The organism is Vibrio qingdaonensis (genome assembly GCF_026191675.1).
Lineage (GTDB): Bacteria > Pseudomonadota > Gammaproteobacteria > Enterobacterales > Vibrionaceae > Vibrio > Vibrio qingdaonensis.
Genome location: NZ_JAKRRY010000061.1, coordinates 1 through 15,888, shown reverse-complemented (window position 1 = coordinate 15,888; position 15,888 = coordinate 1). Strand labels below are relative to the sequence as shown.

Sequence of the window (15,888 nt, the reverse complement as noted above, 5' to 3'; positions counted from 1 at the left end):
CGGTCGTATTACCCTCGTTAGTAGCAGTAAATACGCCAGGCTCATCAAAGCGTCCTACATCAGGGTCGCTTGTACGCCAATCACTCATGGTTAAATCCGTCAATGTGCGAGATGAACCATCAGAGTAGTGACCAACCGCTTCAAAGGGCTGCTTGTTACCTACCGCAAGCGTCAATTCACTAACACCTCGTGTTGTTATCGGTGAAGCGGTGATATCTATACGTTCTAATTTTACGGTTGATTCAGAGAAAGCACCTTCTGAATTACAACCGGTTAATAGCATTAATAGTGGAAAAATCACTATTGCAAATAGAGATTTAAAATATTTATTCATAGTAATACAACCTATTCTTGAAACTGGAAGCTAGGGATGGTGATTTCAACTCGGCGATTTTTAGCTCGTCCTTCTGCAGTATTGTTATCTGCAACAGGTTGAGATTCACCCTCACCTTTCCACTCAAGTTGCGTCGGTGTGGCACCCAATTCAATCAGTTTATTGACAACCGCTTGAGCACGACGCTCAGAAAGGTTTTTATTGTAGAGTGCTGAGCCTGTTGAACTAGTGTGTCCAACAACTTTGGCCTGAGCTTGTGGAATACTGAATAAACTAATAAGTAATATTATTTTTTTCATAATTTTCATATAGATAGATATTTCATATAGATAGATAGTATCATTTTGTTGGGGCTTAAATCAACTAGTCTGACTTGTTTGCACTTTATTTTCTACAAAGAAAGAACTCTCATCTTATCCAAAAAATGAAAACCAAAATAGCCGGTCTCAGAGAGATAAATATCGATAGAAGGTAACGCAAAAAATCGAAATAGACTCACAAAATAGAGTCCACAGATAATAACTGGTTTTGATGCATTTGCTTTGCTATCAGAACACTAGAATTATTCAAGTTCACTTTCCGATCTCGTGCAACATTAAGCCATGCGCTTGTCTGCCTTGCATTAATCGGCGCTTAAAGTCATGAGGTTGCAATTTTCATTATTATCAACAAGTTAGGCCCTTGTGGTGTATCATCGTTACCAGTTAACCATATACACTATGGGGCTTATGGCCCCCCTATACCCCTATCACAGTATAAGCGAACGTCCTACTTGCGAGCTACGCTAAATAGCTATTCCAAATAGTAGATCACAGGAAGGGAACTCAGTCCTGTTTGAGCGATCAGATCTATCGCCAAACAAACCCACCACTCGCTAAGGACTGAGAATGGCTATCTTAGCACCACTATGCCGCGCTGAGCGCAAGCGCATGCAAAAATTGATTCAAAAAACCAACGATAAGCACTTTGCCAGGCGTCTGATGGCGATGTTGATGTTGCATCAAGGGCTGCCGGTTACCCAAGTTCAGCACATCACCGGCGCAGCCCGCTCCAGCATAGGCCGATGGTTGGGCTGGTACACCCAATGTGGCATCGATGGACTGAAATCAGAGAAATCGGGGCGGACTGGATGCCCAAAGGGCAGCAAAAACGTGTTGTCACCCCGGGTAACAACCGCAAGCACTACTTGGCAGGAGCGCTACATACCAAAACAGGAAAAGTGCTTTATGTGAGCAGCGCCAGCAAGGCATCGGAGCTGTTTATTACAGTGCTGGAAAAGCTCAAACGACATTACCGCAAAGCCAAAACTATCACGCTAATTCTGGATAATTACATCATTCACAAGAGCCGTAAAACCCTGGCTTGGCTCAAGAGCAACCCCAAGTTCAGGTTGTTGTTTCAACCGGTATACTCACCTTGGGTCAACAAGATAGAGCGCTTATGGTTGGCACTACATGAAACGGTAACCTGTAATCACAGTTGCCGAAACATGCGGGAACTTCTTGGCAAGGTATGGCATTTTAGGGAAACCGTTTCGCCTTTTCCTGGCAACGGACACGGTATCGCGAAAATGTAGCAGTATTCGGATCAGCTATTTAGGTGTTTGATTTTATATGAGGGCGTTAAACCGCTTCACAAATCCTTTGAGCGTGAGTTGCATCATTTTTTTGTTCGGCCTGATAATCGATAAGGAGAGACAAACGTTGGAGCAATAGGTCGAACTTCATATCCTACTTTTTCAAGGTCCGAACCCAAAAATAAGCGCTGCTACAACTTCCAATTAAACACGGTGGTTTGTATGCTAAGGTTTCCAATAGTTTAGCGCGACTTATTTTGGGTTTACAAAGGACAATATTACCTTTGTGAGCAGCTTCATGGAGTGCAACCCCATTTTTATCAGGCCGATACCTAATACAGTTACAGCCATGTTGGTCTCTCCGTATGAAATGGTTAAATTACTGCCACAGAACGCTCACTTGCCAACTTTTGAGCTACTCGAATCACCGTTCTAGTAGACACATTTGTCAACTTTGCGGTATCACTGATACTTAACCCGTTGATAACTCGTAGCTGATAGATCTTTTCGTGTAGATCAGAGTCAGCTTGCCGTCCTCTGTATTTACCTTCCTCTTTGGCTTTCTTTATTCCTTCAGCCTGACGACGACGGCGATCTTGGTAATCTTTTCTTGCGATAGCAGCTAGCATATCCATCATCATGCTATTTATTGCTTTGATCATCGATCCGGTAAATTCATCGGTGATTTGGGGAGAGAATGCAACATGACTGGTTGGTAAATCCAGACTAATCACCTTGAGTTCTTTTTCGTGCAGCATTTCTTTCAATGTGAACCAGCTTTCTTCATCAAGACGAGAAAGACGATCAATTTGCTCTATGATGATTGCATCACCAATTGCCGCATCATCAAGCAATCGAAGAAGCTCTGGTCTTTGTAAAGAAGCTCCCGATTCATTCTCAATATACCAACCCGCTATTCGAAAGCCCTTTTGCTGTACAAACTCCTGCAAAGCTTTCTGAGCACGCTTTGCATTCTGATCAGCAGTTGATGCTCTTAAGTATCCAAAGATGTACATAAGTTCCTCAAGGTGACATTTAGGTTATGATCTAAACGTGTATGACAAATAGGTTATGACAAATATGCTTTTCGTGTCAATTTTTACTTATGACTTATAAGTACACTTAAGTTTCACATAAAACATCAATTGTCCAATCCGACCTCTAGTATGATGTCCTCCTACTTGGGCTGATATGAAAAAGGGAACGATGCAAACTGTTAAGCCAAGCCGAATTCAAATTCTGACAGATCAAGAGGTTCATGACCTGTATTCACGCCCCGTCTTTAACCAAAGTGAGCGGGAAGAGTATTTTTCGGTAGATCCTCGTATAGAGAAGGTGCTATCAAACTTGGGGAAGGTTGAAACTCGAATCTACTTACTGCCTCTTATTGGGTACTTCCGAGCTAAGCCAGTCGTACCGAAGTTCAGATTGCGAGATGTTAAGCAAGACGTCGATTACCTTTACGCGACTTACTTTCCAAGCAGAAAACCCAAATACCCGCTCATTGCCAAAAGTACTCGAGCAACATTGATATTGAAGATGTACGAAATCCTTGGATTTACTCGATTCTCTAAGGTAGATGAAAAATCGCTGCTAGAACGTCTACAAGATGTGGCAACGATTTGCACCTATCCCAAGTATATTTTTGATGAATGCTTAGCCTTCTTTGGCCAAAAACGCATTGGCTTAGCCGCTTATTCAACATTACAAACCATGATCACGTCCGTCCTAGCCAGTGAGAGGCAGAGGACAGAGTCAATTCTCTCAAGCTCCATGTCAGACACCACTCATATGCAACTTAAAAAAATACTGCATACCAAAGGGCGCTTGAATCAACTTTCTGCGCAGAAAGGCTCAGCGAAAGACTTCACCCCATCGGAACTCATGTGTGAAATTGAAACGCACAATACAATAAGAAGTGTGTATCAGGAGATAAAAGGACTCATCAATGAACTAGGGTTATCGCAAGGAAACTTAACGTACTACGCGTCTATTATTCGACACCAATCTATCTATAAGATCCGCCGTTCTCCTGAATGGCAAGGGATGCTATACATCGTGTGCTACTTATTTTTTCGTTATCAAGAAACGAATGATAAGTTAGTCACTGCTTTTCAATATGTGACCAGAAAACAAAGGGAATCCGCCTCTGCCGCCGCTAAACAACGGATTGCAGATGAGCTTGAAGTGGTCAGAGACAAGTTGACCCACGCCGGTCACCTCCTTGGACTATTTGTCGATGACTCCGTCAGTGACCAGACTCAATTTGGTGATATTCGGCAAAATGCCTTTGAAAAGATCTCAAACTCGATTAGGCCCCTTTTTCTAGCGATAGATATTGAATGTGAACCCGGTCAGACATTACTTTCTACGCAATTACAAATAGCAAAATCAGAGCTTCAAAAAGAAAAGCACCTTTGTACTGCCGACCAAAGGTTACTCTTAAGCAGGACAAAGACTATATCGTTGATAAGGAAGGCGTTAACTATCGACGTTTTGAATATTACTTGTACCAGAAAGTCTCTCGAATGCTTGATAGCAACCATATATTTGTTAATGAAAGTGCGAAAAACAAACGTCTCGAAGATGATCTTATCCCTATAACTGAATGGAAAAAGAATGAAAATCTTGTTGCCAATACAGGGTTAGATAAGTTGGGGTTTTACGCCGGAACCGCCGAAATTTCCGTTACCCTAGTTTGAGACCCGCAACCAACTCATCTAAGTCAATAATTTCATTACTGTTTTGAAAGGTATAATGGCCGTTCAGTAGAATGTGTTGCCAAGCCATAGGTGATATCCGAGTTAGAGCATCAATGCCTTTAGTATTGTCTTCCGCTTCCAGTCGTTCTAGTAATCGTGACAGGATTGCTGAGTTGTAGTAGATGATTGCGTTGGAAATTAACCGACCACATTGGTTGCTGATTTCCGTTTCTATGTCATTTTTTCCTGTTAATTCCTTTTCCCACCAACTTTGGCTATTGCAGCTCGTAACTGGTGATAGGATTCAACCCTGTTCTGGGAACGTCGTATATTACGCTCTAACTGCGGATCTCGCAGATACTTCAACGTGTAAATGCTACGTACCAGTCGGTCATATTCGAACAGAGCTTGTCTTGTCGGGTTGGTTGTTGAATATGTGCACAATTTACGGACTAGCGTCCCTTGCGTCATTTCTTTCAATCCTAGAGTGGCCACAATGCGATCAAGATCGTTTTTTTCACGACTGATAAGGTCAAGATCAATTCGTCCTACGGGTTGAATTCGGCAATTTTTATAGGCTGATAGATTTCTGGTGCAATACAACTCCTGTAGTTGCTTGTTCAGATCTGTAAAATGAGGCTCAAAGCGCAAACCAAACCAAACCAATGCAAGATCGCAAAGTTGGCTTTGTTGAGGCTATGCATATCACCGGTGATAGCTGTGGGTTTTACCTCTGAGGAGTTTCGGTACCAGATGTCAAATACATGGTGAGCTTCATAGTCGTTTGTCCCAATTAGGTAGCCGTTAATCGGAATGTGGTTGCACAGCATTGTGTAGGCCACCATGCCTTTACCTCGACCAAAGTATTTACGTGAATATCGTGCCTTTACAGTTGGTCGCTCAACCCCGAACTTTTGTCCGTCAACAGCACCATAAAGCGTTTCAGGATCAAAGGAATAGTATGGGAAAATCGGTAGTGTCTCTATTGCATTAGTAATACAGTCATTAGCTGTGACAAGTGACGCAAAGCGTAGATATTGTTCGTATGTGCTTTCTAATACATGAAATGGAATATCGCTGGTTCGAGCCATCACATGATTACCATGATTCATCGCTTGAGCAACGATGACCGCCATTAAGCTGTCAGTATCAGCATTCTTTTTAGCATAACGGGGCTGCAATGGTTTCATGGTGTGAAGAAAATTACACTGCCCGTTAACAAACTGGAAAACGTCAGCCACATCACAAAATGGTAGCTGTTCATAAAATCGCGTCTCCTGAGCCTTATTACGGTTGATAACGGGTTTATGCCAGGTCAGCTTTTGCGTTTCTTTATCGTATATCACATGCTTCAACTTCCCCTGTTTCAGCTCGCGGTTAAATGCTTTCCATTGCCGATGCAGTTCAGACTCCAGCTTCCTTAGTTGGGTTTTGATTGGCTTGTGCAAAAATGGGATATTCATTTCAGCTAACACAGTCGCCTTTTTTCCTTCTGGTACCAGTTCATCAGAAAGATGACGATGACGGAGGCTGTTGTTAAGGTGGAATTCACCTGCTTGAAAGCGTTTTCTAATCTGTCGGTAGAGCCAGAACTCATAGCGCCCAGCATTCAGTCCAATGACCTCACCACTCTCGTCAAACTCTAGTAAATACGGGCGTAATCGTTTAGGTAATGTTCCCTTTGGGCATTCTGTTAGTGGTCGCTGCGAAAGTGTCTGCTTTTTACTGAATACCACCTTAAGCCAGTTCATGGCTTCAACCCACGGACTATCGCTGACTACGCTGTTGAGGTCGAACGACAAAAATAATGGTCGAAGGTGACGCCGGATTAATGCGGTCATACCATCGACAGCTTGCCACTGTAATGCCAGTTTGCTAACGGGTTTTACGCTCATACGCTGAGCGGTGGTTTGCAGTGTCTCCCGCGGCATAATCTTCCAAGCTCTACGGCGAACTTCGCCAAAAGTGGTAAGGTCTGAGACACTATCATCAACATAAAGAGACAGTAGTCGTCCAATCTTAGGCGTTTCACGCCGGTGTTTTTCTTGAACGTCAACCAGAAGCTGCTTAGCTACACGGCGACTCTCATCCTCGAGCTTTTTCAAATGGAAAAACATGGCTTCCACCAAGTTATCACTGAACTGACGATAACGAACGTATGCATAGCACAGCAGATAAAGACGCGTCTGCTCGGGTTTAAGTTGACGTAGATCGTAAACGGTATAGAAATTTGCCAGACTCGCGTAATACAGCAGGTTTTGCTGAGAAATATTTAGGGCAGGTAAAATATGACAGGCTTTATGGTGCAGTGGCTCTAAAAGGGTTCGTTTTTCCCTTTCTTGGGTCATCTGCCGCCATCCGAAGTCACGCGCATCCTGTCTGAGAATGGCAAGGCGGGAAAGGGTTTCATCGCGTTCAATCAGTTTGTTCAAATGTTCAATGGTTGCGTCATCAAGTTGTTCCATTAAAACACGTCCCAACCTCTGCCTTTCATCAGAAAGCACCTTGCTGACCAGCTCTTGGAGTGTGGTATAGCCGGGGCGGATAATTTTGTGCTCATTGAGCCAGATAATCAGCTCAGTGGCAACAAATCCAGGTGTGATGTCGCGGTGAACAATATGGACAGCTTGTTGTTCAACTAATGAAGACAATGCTGATGACCACGGACGATAATCATACAATTTGCAGATTTTTTCCCGCTGAGTATAGCGTTCATATTTAGAGGGCGATTGGGCTGGAAGTGACTCTCCAGGAAAATAACGACTCAGGATAAAGTTGCAATCATCCAGCACATCATTCCAATTGAAAGGGAAAAACAGACTTTTGGCTTTAAAATAAGCAATCTGCAGAATGCAACAAAGTTGTGCATGAATCCCTTTTCGATCGTTGACTAACGCCAACTCCGATTCATTCAGCACCAAGAACTCTAAGCGCTGTGCATCATCGAAATCAGGGAGACCATAGAGAGCTTCTTGTTCAGCATTATTTAATACTGCCAGTCGTTCGCTTTTACCTGCGACTTTACCACTACTCGCCATCTTGTCTCCGAAATTACTGTCCGTAAGAGGATCGTTAAGCGGACAGTCATAACCACTTTAATAATCCACCTATTGATTAGGCTGACGTTGTCTCATATAACTGGTACGATATCAATCTCTTTTGTCCCTCCTTAAACGTACATTAATATGACTGGAATCAAGATTGGCTATGCTCGTTGCTCCACAGACCAACAAGACCTAACTGCCCAGATAGATGCGCTAATAAATCTAGGCGTTTCCACTGACAGGATCTATACAGACAAAGGACTGACTGGTTCAAACCGACAGAGACCAGGCCTAGAACAGGCGCTTGCAGCGGTTCGAGAGGGAGATACGCTAGTTGTTCCAAAACTAGATCGTTTAGCCCGTTCAGTACCTGATGCAAGAGGTATTGCTGATATCCTACAAGCTCGAGGAGCGAAACTCGCTCTAGGAGACAATATCTATGATCCAGCAGATCCGATGGGGAAAATGTTCTTCAATATTCTCGCTACTTTCGCGGAATTTGAAGGCGACCTTATTCGATTACGAACCAAAGAAGGGATGGCAATAGCACGAGCAAAAGGGAAACTCAAAGGTAAGCAGCCAAAGCTGTCAGATAAGCAACAAAAAGAGCTATACCGGATGCATTGTACTGATCAGTACTCTATCAGTGATCTAGCGGAACTGTTTTCAATCTCGCGTCCAACCGTCTATCGAACATTGGCTCGTAGGCGGAAGGTTGATAACATAACTTGATATTAGACAGGTAGAATAAAACTATGACAGAGATAACAGTACCGACTTTCAGCTCAAACAGCGGTTCAGATATACAGGCAAACTATGTATCTGAACTTTGGAAAAAAATAGAAAAAAATGAGCTTCGTAATGAAAAAGCTGAGCGAAAGGTCGACTTGCTTTTTTCAGAGTACAACAACGTATTAGCTCCCTATGACAAGAAACTTGGTAATGCGCGGTGTGCTTGGGTTAAACACCTTCTTTCTTTTCTGACAGCAAAAGAGTTGAAGAAAGATACCCAAAATCGCTTAATGCAGGTCATTGAACATGAGTTGAGTGATTTTTACCAATTACCTTTCTTTTATGACATGGACGAAGTTCACTCGTTGAGTACAGAGTATGACGCTTACCATGACAAGGTGTTTAGAAAAGAAAAGCAAAAGGCACTTGATGCTGCATGCAGCGAATTTGAAAATGCTATGAAGGATATGTTCGGGGAAGATATAGACCTTCCGCATACGAAAATACGCGAAACACTGGCATCTGGTAATCGATTTGACCTTGAGTCTTTGATGGATTCGATCAGCGCGTCTTTCTTTGAACATCACGCTGAAGCAACCTCTGAGTGGGAGCAAAGTGAAGATGAATGGCATGATTTTGAATTTGACTATTTTGACAGTGAAGAAGATGATGCTCTAAACATTAAGGAGATGTTTAGAGGTACTCAACTCAACAAGATGTACAAGCGCATTGCTAGTGTGATTCACCCTGATAAGGAAACAGACCCGTTGAAAAAAGAAGAAAAGCATCGTTTGATGCAGACTCTTGCAGCAGCCAAACGAGATAACGATGTCATGACCTTGGTTAGGATGTTTACGAAGTATGTCCCCGATGCGGAATGTTTTCTTGATGAAACTACTCTGTTAAGAATGGAGCATCTTCTTGAAATGAGAATAAGAGAGCTGAATCGTCTCCACCGTGATATTTTCAATAATCAGGGTTTTAAGTCTATAGTTTGGAAGGAATTTTCAGCAACGAGCAAAAAAAAGACGCAGGCAAAAATGCAAGAGCATATTACCATGGTTGAAAATTCGATAACGACACTCCAAAAACGAATAAGGAAGCTTGATAGTCTCAAACAGCTAAATAAATACTTGAAATCCCTCTCCCTTCGATCTTCATATCTATGAAATGACTCCCTGAGCATGCTAAATAATCGGGAGGGAATAAAGGTTTTGAAATACCACTGAACTTGGAGAGCGACAGATGAATATGTCCCCAGAGAAATTATATGACTTTGCAGTCAGTTTGTTAGCCAAAAGAGATTATTCATCAGGAGAGATGCGTCGCACTCTTTCTCGTCAAGGAAGCTGTGACATAGTTGATTTAGTCATGGAGCGTTTGCTATCACACCACTATCTCGATGACGTTCGATTGACAGAAAAGGAAATCGCAAAGCAATTAAACAAATGCCATGGGACCTCTCGTATTAAACAAGAATTAAGGCAAAAAGGGTTCGATCCCTTAGTAATAGAACAAGAGCTTGAAGATACCGATGTCGATTGGTTTGAGCTTTGCCTTAAAGCAAAAGAAAAAAAATTTGGTAATAGCTTTCCCCAAGATCAGACGGAGAAAACAAAGATGATTCGTTACCTTCAATATCGAGGTCACTCATTATCAATGATATTAGAGTGTATAAGCAAATAATAGTATTAATCAATCCTTACTAATCAATTAGTTACATTTAATTTATCTCAATGTCGGAAATTTCGGCGGTTCCGGCGTAGAACCCCAGGTTGTCGATTGAGTTGATACTCGATGACGACGTCATCCGACAAAATCCATTCTCTGATGGACGCTTCATAATCTTGCACGGCTTCATCCATATCCGGAATGTCTAAATAAGTGTGAAAGTCAGTACAGTAAGTTAATGCAATTTGCAGTTGATGGTGAGGGGTAAATTCAGCTATTCGATGATTGATGGTCTGACAAGCTTTTTGAATGACCTCATTATTAGGATGAGAGCTGCACATGACTCGAACCAGCTCCTTACTATTTACCCCAAAATCCACGCAAGCCGAGCTATCAATAATCTCATTGATATCAAGGAGTATGCTGTGATTGAGGAAAAGTGACATAGCTATATTTACTGTATTTAGAACTTTCGACTGATTGTATCACATTCTTATCTATTGTTGGGTCAATGGGCTTTATTGCTAGACCTTACGGGAGATAGCCTTAGGGCTAAGTCTGGACTTTCTGCTGAAATGGGCACAAAAGCCATACATCAATTCATTTTTGTTAGTTTGGGAAATTCACGCAATAGTGTAATACAAATAGTATTACACTATTGCGTGAAAGCTTGTTTTGTGTCATCATCAATGTAATACAAATAGTATTACATTGGAGTGTTTATGACTGCTAAAATTATTGCTCTACTAAACCAAAAGGGCGGAGTTGGAAAAACGACTACAGCCATTAACTTATCTGACACTTTAGCTAAACAAGGCTTTAGAGTTTTAGGGATTGATCTAGATCCTCAAGGAAACTTCTCAAAAGTTGTTTCTGGTGGTGAAGTTCGATTTGAAAAAAATGTACTGCAATTATTTCAAAAAGATAATAATGTCGATATCTCACAATTGATTACCCTTTCTCCTCATTCTGACGATTTCTTTTACATTCCAACTGATATTCGTTTGAGTCGAGTTATAGAATCTGGCTTAACACTTAGTTTTAGGGAACTCCGACTAAGTAAGCATTTGAATAGCGTTAAAGCAGATTTTGATTTCATTATTCTTGACTGTCCTCCAAATCTGTCTTTAACGACAACGAATGCTATTGTCGCTGCAGATTTGTTTTTGATGCCAGTAAATAGCGGAGTTTTCGCACTGGATGGATTAGAGGATTTGCTAGATGCTCTTCAAGAAGTTAGTCAAGGACAAGAGCTACATTACTATGTTTTTAGAAATGAAGTTGCAGCAGTTAATAAAAAAATCAATAACGCTATTGATGAAGATTTATTAGAAATCGCTTCCCAGAGAGTTTTAAGAACTACAATTCGTCGAAGTGAAGATATTGGACAAGCCTCTTTTATGTACCTTCCTCTTAGTCAGTATAAGAACGGTTCGGTTGCTATTAATGATTATAGAGCTTTAGTTAAAGAAATTACGAGTTTACTGTAATACTAATAGTAATACATTGGTCTTTTTGAGGTTTTGTAGATGGTTATTTTGCGTTTTGTTTAAATGGAGGTGTAATACTAATAGTATTACTTTGTGATATGAATTTAAAGAATAGACAGAAGCGAGCTAATAGAACAAAGGTTGATGAACCAATAACAACTATTACTCAGCAAAGTAAAGTCAAAGCCAAACAGAGTGCTCCAACTTGTTATCGTTTTAATGATTATGATAAAGCTGAGATAGCTTTAGCAGTTACTAATATTGATAATATAACTATGACTAAAGTTACTCCAGCAAAGCTGCTTAAAGCGTTAGTTAGGTTAAACAACGAAGGTAATGTGGATCAAACTAAGCTGGCTAAGATGATAGATTCTCTGTAATACAAATAGTATTACAAAAATGCCTCTCAATACAGTTTTAGACGACGAGTATGAGAGGCATACACCTAAACCCTAAGGAGATTTAAGATGCATGTAAATTGTAGCACCTCTCACACCCTAAACGAAAGCGCTACTGACGAAGAACTGAATGCTTTGCTCGAACTGGCTGAGACTTCGCTTCTCATACCTAGTCAGCGTGAGGTCATCAAAACGTTCGTGAGTCGCAAGTCGATCGAAAACTTTCTGATGAACCAACAGCAGGAAGGAGAGCTACCAGCGTAAAGTAATACTTATAGGCGGTGCGTTAATAACATCGCCTATTTGGTTTCCCATTGAAGTGATGAATCCAATAAAGGTTGACTCAACCACCACCACATCACTATAATTAAAAATATTATACAGAATATCATTCTGTGGTGATGATTATGGGTAATATGTTAAATTAGATGTTGCTTAATTTAGATCTTGAGCATCTATTTGATGTCAGACAGCTGAACCTGAGTTTAGTTTAGTAGTGGTAACGGCACGAAATGATCGTTATTGCTTGCTCATCGACTGCATAAACAAGCCTATTAGTATCATCGATACGCCGAGACCAAAAACCAGACAGGTTCTCTTTTAACGGCTCTGGTTTACCAATCCCTTCAAACGGAGAGCGCTTAACATCATTGATGAGTTTGTTGATACGTTTGAGTGTTTTCTTGTCTTGTGTTTGCCAATACAAGTAGTCATCCCAAGCGTCATTAGTCCACGATAGTAAACGTTGACTGCTGCTACTCATCAATTAACTCTCGCGCTGTTGTTTTTCCTGCACGGTACTGTGCTATCGAACGATTTAGGTGTTCAGCGTTTTGAGGAGAGCGTAGTAAGTGAACGGTCTCCATAAGGCTATTGTAGTAGTCTAACGACATAACTACAGCATCTTCAGAATCGCGGCGTGTAATGACGGTTGTATCAGCATCATTAACGACACCGTCTAAAACAGCTTTGAGGCCATTTCTAGCTTCAGTAAAAGATACTATTCTCATAAGATTCTCTACATGTACTTTTAATTGCACAAGTATAATGTTAATAAACATACTTGTACAGTAAGTTGAACATAAGATGACTCATATTATCTATAATGACCTTGATCTATCACTCTTTATAGGGCTGATTAAATGCATTGCACCAGCGTAGATAAGGGTCTGAAAATTTCACTTTTTTCGGACTAAATGCATGTTGATCGAATGGCCAATAGTTTTTTGCATGATTTTTCAGCCATTCTATTGTATCGACATACTCCTCATGGCTTTGGTCGGACAATATCTCTAACACTCTCTGATAACCATATAAGCCTCCACAATCTTCCGGAGGGCAGGCCATGTTTCCGTCTAAGCATTGAGGATAAATAGAGTCTAAGGGTGCTAAAAACATACCAACCAAAGTGATTTGGTGATCCCAATTATCACCAAAGTCATAAACATAACCAATCGTATTACCGAGTAATGTGAAATATTTTTTGGCTGAAAGTTCCCAGCTTGCGATTATACTTTCATCATGTTCTGACTCTGGAAGACCAATCCTCTTACCTTTTGTTGGGCCGGCTTTTTTGGGAAAAAATTCATGCAAATGGTAATCAAGCCAGCCCATTGCATCTTGAATAGCAACATGCAATTCCCAGAAGTTGTAATGATCGGGTACATCAATTTCTCGCCAAATTTCCGGCTCGCTTCCCGATAAAGAAACTCTGAATCGAAGAATCTTTTGATGCATAATTATAGTCCTACAATGTTCTATACGAATTTTGACAATATCTCTGGCATTAGAATGCCACCTTTCCTACTGTTGAACAAATACTTATCTCGTTGTGTCAATTGATTTTTTTTACTGTTGCTATGGTCGAACGGCTGCAACCAAGCAAACACTGGATTTGTGACCATGTCTTTCCTTCATCTAATAACATAGCGATATTTTCCCTTAATTGACGATTAGGTTTGCGTCCTTGGTATTTACCAAGCGCTTTCGCTTTTTCGATACCTTGCGCCTGGCGTTTGCGACGTGTTTCGTAATCGTCTCTGGCCATGGCCGCAGCGAGATCAATCATAAACTCTGTCAGCACTTTGGAAATCATAGATACATTACTGTCGCTATGGTGACTAAGAACAGAATGGGTCATCGGTTGATCGAGAACGACGATGTGAATACCAGCTGTCACCAATTTTTGTTTCAATTCTTTCCATTGCTCGTAGGGGAGGCGAGAAAGCCGGTCTACTTTTTCGATGAGTAACACATCTCCTCGATGAGAGTCTTCAATTAAACGACCTAATTCAGCTCTCTCTAATTTAGCGCCTGATAAATGCTCAGTATAAAAACTGGCGATACGGATATCATGTTGTTTAGCAAAATTATACAGGTCACTTTTTGCTCGTTCGGCATCCTGCTCTGTCGTTGAGGCTCGTAGATAGGCTCTTATAAACATGGTTGCTTATTAATGGTTCGTTTTGGGTATGGTTTTTCATTGTGGTTCGCATAGGGTTGAAAATCAATAGTTATCGAACCAAATTCCGGCACTTTTTTGGTGGTTTGCATGAGGTGTACCCTTAGGATATCAATAGGTAAACATTACATTTTACGTGTTGCTTTATTATTTCGTAGTGATTATAGTTTACGTAACTATTTAATTTTACGTAAAGTGGTGATTTCATGGAGTTTCGTTTTCCCGTTGCTGCGGCAGAGGCAAATGCAGCAGCGCAACAGTATTTAACTAAAAATTTAAGTGACCGAGATAAAGGACAGGCTGAGCTAAGTCGGTTGCTAGAAAGCCTTGGTAACTCAATTGATCATTATCCTGATTGGCATCCAATACTAATGATTCCTCAAGTTGCAAAACTGACCTCTGATAGCTCAATAAACCAACTGTACAGAGGTGCTGACCACACTATTTCGTTTGTGCGAGGTTTTGTAACCTGCCCTTACTCAGAAGAAACTGCCAACAAACTCGTGAGTGAGGCTAATCAATTGGTAGGTCTACATGCATATCGCACGGAGGTTGCTCTATATAGCGACCATGCCTACCCAGTGGTTGTTGAGGCCATTAATGTTGAATTAGAGGGTGATGGCACTATACGTAGCCGAGATGCGCTTGCGTGGTGTGTCCAAGAGTTAGTTAAGAACGCGAGAGATGCCCAAGTAGCTGAAACGTGGTGGAACCTAAGACGTTGTTTATTAGGTAGCCCACATGGTTCGCGCTCATCATTACTAGTAAATCAGTTTACAGGGGGGCATATGCGTAAAATACTCGAAGCTCTTAATACAAGTGGTATATATGGCCCAATCAAGGAATGGAGCCTAGAGATGTTCTCTAAGAAAAAAAGAGAAAAAATATCCGAAACCTTGCTAAAAGCAGCGCTCGCTAATTATAAGAAACAAGATGGCGAGTTCGAGTTTGAGCTACGCGGTGAGACCTGTAAATCACAAGTACGCGATACTTGGGGAGATGGTACAGAGCTATCTATTAGAGTGGATATCGGAGACTATGATCTTTCAGTGACGGGTTACTACTATCCAGAAAAAGACAATCTGGAGGCCTTTGACCCCAAAGGTAAGAAGGCGATTGCTGAGAAGTTTTTGTAGATTAATACGTGACTATTTTAATATCTGTTTTAATAAATCTGGATATTGGGTCTGGTAACCGCGTACATTGAATTGATTTGTCCCGCAGCCTGCTTCAGCTCTTTTCTTGCTGTAGTTCTCTTTCCGCTTCTGTCTTGATGCTTGACGCCCACACTGAGGACAACCTATTTCTCGGGTGAGAAAGTTACCAGGTGAAACATAAAAATCACCGTGTATAGGGCAGGTGATGGTGACGTGGGATCGATTGTTCTCATACTGAACTTTTGAATAATCATAGAGTTCACCAAACTTTTCTTTGGCGTTAGTTAAAAACTGTGTTGCTCTTTCTTCTTTACTCGCCATGG

The 15,888-nt window shown here is 41.3% G+C and carries 15 protein-coding genes and 4 pseudogenes; 9 read left to right on the top strand and 10 right to left on the bottom strand.

What is annotated here, in order from left to right; translation table 11 throughout:
• A pseudogene (locus tag MD535_RS24230) lies at positions 1 to 334 on the bottom strand (Ig-like domain-containing protein); the annotation flags it as partial.
• 11 nt (positions 335 to 345) lie between these two features.
• Complete coding sequence (locus MD535_RS24225; RefSeq protein ID WP_265677745.1) at positions 346 to 633, bottom strand: OmpA family protein; 288 nt, start codon at positions 631 to 633, stop codon at positions 346 to 348.
• A gap of 588 nt (positions 634 to 1,221) precedes the next feature.
• On the opposite strand from MD535_RS24225, the pseudogene MD535_RS24220 reads away from it, so the two are divergent.
• Positions 1,222 to 1,910: pseudogene (locus tag MD535_RS24220) on the top strand (IS630 family transposase).
• Positions 1,911 to 2,284: 374 nt separating this feature from the next.
• On the opposite strand, the gene MD535_RS24215 reads toward MD535_RS24220, so the two are convergent.
• The gene (locus tag MD535_RS24215) at positions 2,285 to 2,926 is read right to left on the bottom strand and encodes a recombinase family protein (protein WP_265677744.1); all 642 of its coding nucleotides are present in this window, start codon (positions 2,924 to 2,926) and stop codon (positions 2,285 to 2,287) included.
• A gap of 190 nt (positions 2,927 to 3,116) precedes the next feature.
• On the opposite strand from MD535_RS24215, the pseudogene MD535_RS24210 reads away from it, so the two are divergent.
• Positions 3,117 to 4,567, top strand: a pseudogene (locus MD535_RS24210) (DUF4158 domain-containing protein); the annotation flags it as partial.
• Between the two features lie 31 nt (positions 4,568 to 4,598).
• Here the strand turns inward: MD535_RS24210 and MD535_RS24205 are convergent.
• A pseudogene (locus MD535_RS24205) lies at positions 4,599 to 7,650 on the bottom strand (Tn3 family transposase).
• Positions 7,651 to 7,797: 147 nt separating this feature from the next.
• On the opposite strand from MD535_RS24205, the gene MD535_RS24200 reads away from it, so the two are divergent.
• From MD535_RS24200 to MD535_RS24190, 3 genes are all read left to right on the top strand, one after another.
• Positions 7,798 to 8,388, top strand: a complete 591-nt coding sequence (locus MD535_RS24200) for a recombinase family protein (protein ID WP_265677741.1) — start codon at positions 7,798 to 7,800, stop codon at positions 8,386 to 8,388.
• A 23-nt stretch (positions 8,389 to 8,411) separates the two neighbouring features.
• On the top strand, positions 8,412 to 9,557 hold the full coding sequence (locus tag MD535_RS24195; RefSeq protein ID WP_265677739.1) for a hypothetical protein: 1,146 nt from the start codon (positions 8,412 to 8,414) through the stop codon (positions 9,555 to 9,557).
• 76 nt (positions 9,558 to 9,633) lie between these two features.
• A complete protein-coding gene (locus MD535_RS24190) occupies positions 9,634 to 10,074 on the top strand; it encodes a regulatory protein RecX (RefSeq protein ID WP_265677738.1) in 441 nt (146 codons plus the stop codon).
• Positions 10,075 to 10,121: 47 nt separating this feature from the next.
• On the opposite strand, the gene MD535_RS24185 is transcribed toward MD535_RS24190, so the two are convergent.
• The gene (locus MD535_RS24185) at positions 10,122 to 10,505 is read right to left on the bottom strand and encodes a hypothetical protein (protein WP_265677737.1); all 384 of its coding nucleotides are present in this window, start codon (positions 10,503 to 10,505) and stop codon (positions 10,122 to 10,124) included.
• A 276-nt stretch (positions 10,506 to 10,781) separates the two neighbouring features.
• Between MD535_RS24185 and MD535_RS24180 the strand changes: the two genes are divergently transcribed.
• The 3 genes from MD535_RS24180 to MD535_RS24170 all read left to right on the top strand — a co-directional run bounded on the left by MD535_RS24180 (position 10,782) and on the right by MD535_RS24170 (position 12,211).
• A complete protein-coding gene (locus MD535_RS24180) occupies positions 10,782 to 11,549 on the top strand; it encodes a ParA family protein (RefSeq protein WP_265677736.1) in 768 nt (255 codons plus the stop codon).
• A gap of 98 nt (positions 11,550 to 11,647) precedes the next feature.
• Positions 11,648 to 11,929, top strand: coding sequence for a hypothetical protein (locus MD535_RS24175; RefSeq protein WP_265677735.1), 282 nt, complete (start codon positions 11,648 to 11,650; stop codon positions 11,927 to 11,929).
• Between the two features lie 87 nt (positions 11,930 to 12,016).
• Entirely contained in the window at positions 12,017 to 12,211 is a 195-nt protein-coding gene (locus MD535_RS24170) for a hypothetical protein (RefSeq protein ID WP_239942081.1), read from the top strand.
• Between the two features lie 226 nt (positions 12,212 to 12,437).
• On the opposite strand, the gene MD535_RS24165 is transcribed toward MD535_RS24170, so the two are convergent.
• The 4 genes from MD535_RS24165 to MD535_RS24150 all read right to left on the bottom strand — a co-directional run bounded on the left by MD535_RS24165 (position 12,438) and on the right by MD535_RS24150 (position 14,390).
• Positions 12,438 to 12,710 (bottom strand): Txe/YoeB family addiction module toxin, encoded by a 273-nt coding sequence (locus MD535_RS24165; protein WP_265677734.1) that lies wholly within the window; start codon positions 12,708 to 12,710, stop codon positions 12,438 to 12,440.
• The gene (locus MD535_RS24160) at positions 12,703 to 12,957 is read right to left on the bottom strand and encodes a type II toxin-antitoxin system Phd/YefM family antitoxin (RefSeq protein WP_005526636.1); all 255 of its coding nucleotides are present in this window, start codon (positions 12,955 to 12,957) and stop codon (positions 12,703 to 12,705) included. The genes MD535_RS24165 and MD535_RS24160 overlap by 8 nt, the downstream gene beginning before the upstream one ends.
• A gap of 109 nt (positions 12,958 to 13,066) precedes the next feature.
• Positions 13,067 to 13,684 (bottom strand): plasmid pRiA4b ORF-3 family protein, encoded by a 618-nt coding sequence (locus MD535_RS24155; RefSeq protein ID WP_265677730.1) that lies wholly within the window; start codon positions 13,682 to 13,684, stop codon positions 13,067 to 13,069.
• 97 nt (positions 13,685 to 13,781) lie between these two features.
• Positions 13,782 to 14,390 (bottom strand): recombinase family protein, encoded by a 609-nt coding sequence (locus tag MD535_RS24150; protein ID WP_265677729.1) that lies wholly within the window; start codon positions 14,388 to 14,390, stop codon positions 13,782 to 13,784.
• 224 nt (positions 14,391 to 14,614) lie between these two features.
• On the opposite strand from MD535_RS24150, the gene MD535_RS24145 reads away from it, so the two are divergent.
• Positions 14,615 to 15,544: a hypothetical protein gene (locus MD535_RS24145; RefSeq protein WP_265677728.1), complete on the top strand. Its 930-nt coding sequence runs from the start codon at positions 14,615 to 14,617 to the stop codon at positions 15,542 to 15,544.
• Positions 15,545 to 15,556: 12 nt separating this feature from the next.
• On the opposite strand, the gene MD535_RS24140 is transcribed toward MD535_RS24145, so the two are convergent.
• The coding region (locus tag MD535_RS24140) for a DUF723 domain-containing protein (RefSeq protein WP_265677727.1) at positions 15,557 to 15,888 on the bottom strand (332 nt) is incomplete at its 5' end.

Bases quoted from the DNA above. Each gene is read 5' to 3' on its own strand.
- MD535_RS24145 (WP_265677728.1), top strand. From the start codon at position 14,615: ATGGAGTTTCGTTTTCCCGTTGCTGCGGCAGAGGCAAATGCAGCAGCG.
- MD535_RS24180 (WP_265677736.1), top strand. From the start codon at position 10,782: ATGACTGCTAAAATTATTGCTCTACTAAACCAAAAGGGCGGAGTTGGA.
- MD535_RS24225 (WP_265677745.1), bottom strand. From the start codon at position 633: ATGAAAAAAATAATATTACTTATTAGTTTATTCAGTATTCCACAAGCT.
- MD535_RS24165 (WP_265677734.1), bottom strand. From the start codon at position 12,710: ATGAGTAGCAGCAGTCAACGTTTACTATCGTGGACTAATGACGCTTGG.
- MD535_RS24155 (WP_265677730.1), bottom strand. From the start codon at position 13,684: ATGCATCAAAAGATTCTTCGATTCAGAGTTTCTTTATCGGGAAGCGAG.
- MD535_RS24175 (WP_265677735.1), top strand. From the start codon at position 11,648: ATGAATTTAAAGAATAGACAGAAGCGAGCTAATAGAACAAAGGTTGAT.
- MD535_RS24190 (WP_265677738.1), top strand. From the start codon at position 9,634: ATGAATATGTCCCCAGAGAAATTATATGACTTTGCAGTCAGTTTGTTA.
- MD535_RS24200 (WP_265677741.1), top strand. From the start codon at position 7,798: ATGACTGGAATCAAGATTGGCTATGCTCGTTGCTCCACAGACCAACAA.
- MD535_RS24185 (WP_265677737.1), bottom strand. From the start codon at position 10,505: ATGTCACTTTTCCTCAATCACAGCATACTCCTTGATATCAATGAGATT.
- MD535_RS24195 (WP_265677739.1), top strand. From the start codon at position 8,412: ATGACAGAGATAACAGTACCGACTTTCAGCTCAAACAGCGGTTCAGAT.
- MD535_RS24170 (WP_239942081.1), top strand. From the start codon at position 12,017: ATGCATGTAAATTGTAGCACCTCTCACACCCTAAACGAAAGCGCTACT.
- MD535_RS24215 (WP_265677744.1), bottom strand. From the start codon at position 2,926: ATGTACATCTTTGGATACTTAAGAGCATCAACTGCTGATCAGAATGCA.
- MD535_RS24160 (WP_005526636.1), bottom strand. From the start codon at position 12,957: ATGAGAATAGTATCTTTTACTGAAGCTAGAAATGGCCTCAAAGCTGTT.
- MD535_RS24150 (WP_265677729.1), bottom strand. From the start codon at position 14,390: ATGTTTATAAGAGCCTATCTACGAGCCTCAACGACAGAGCAGGATGCC.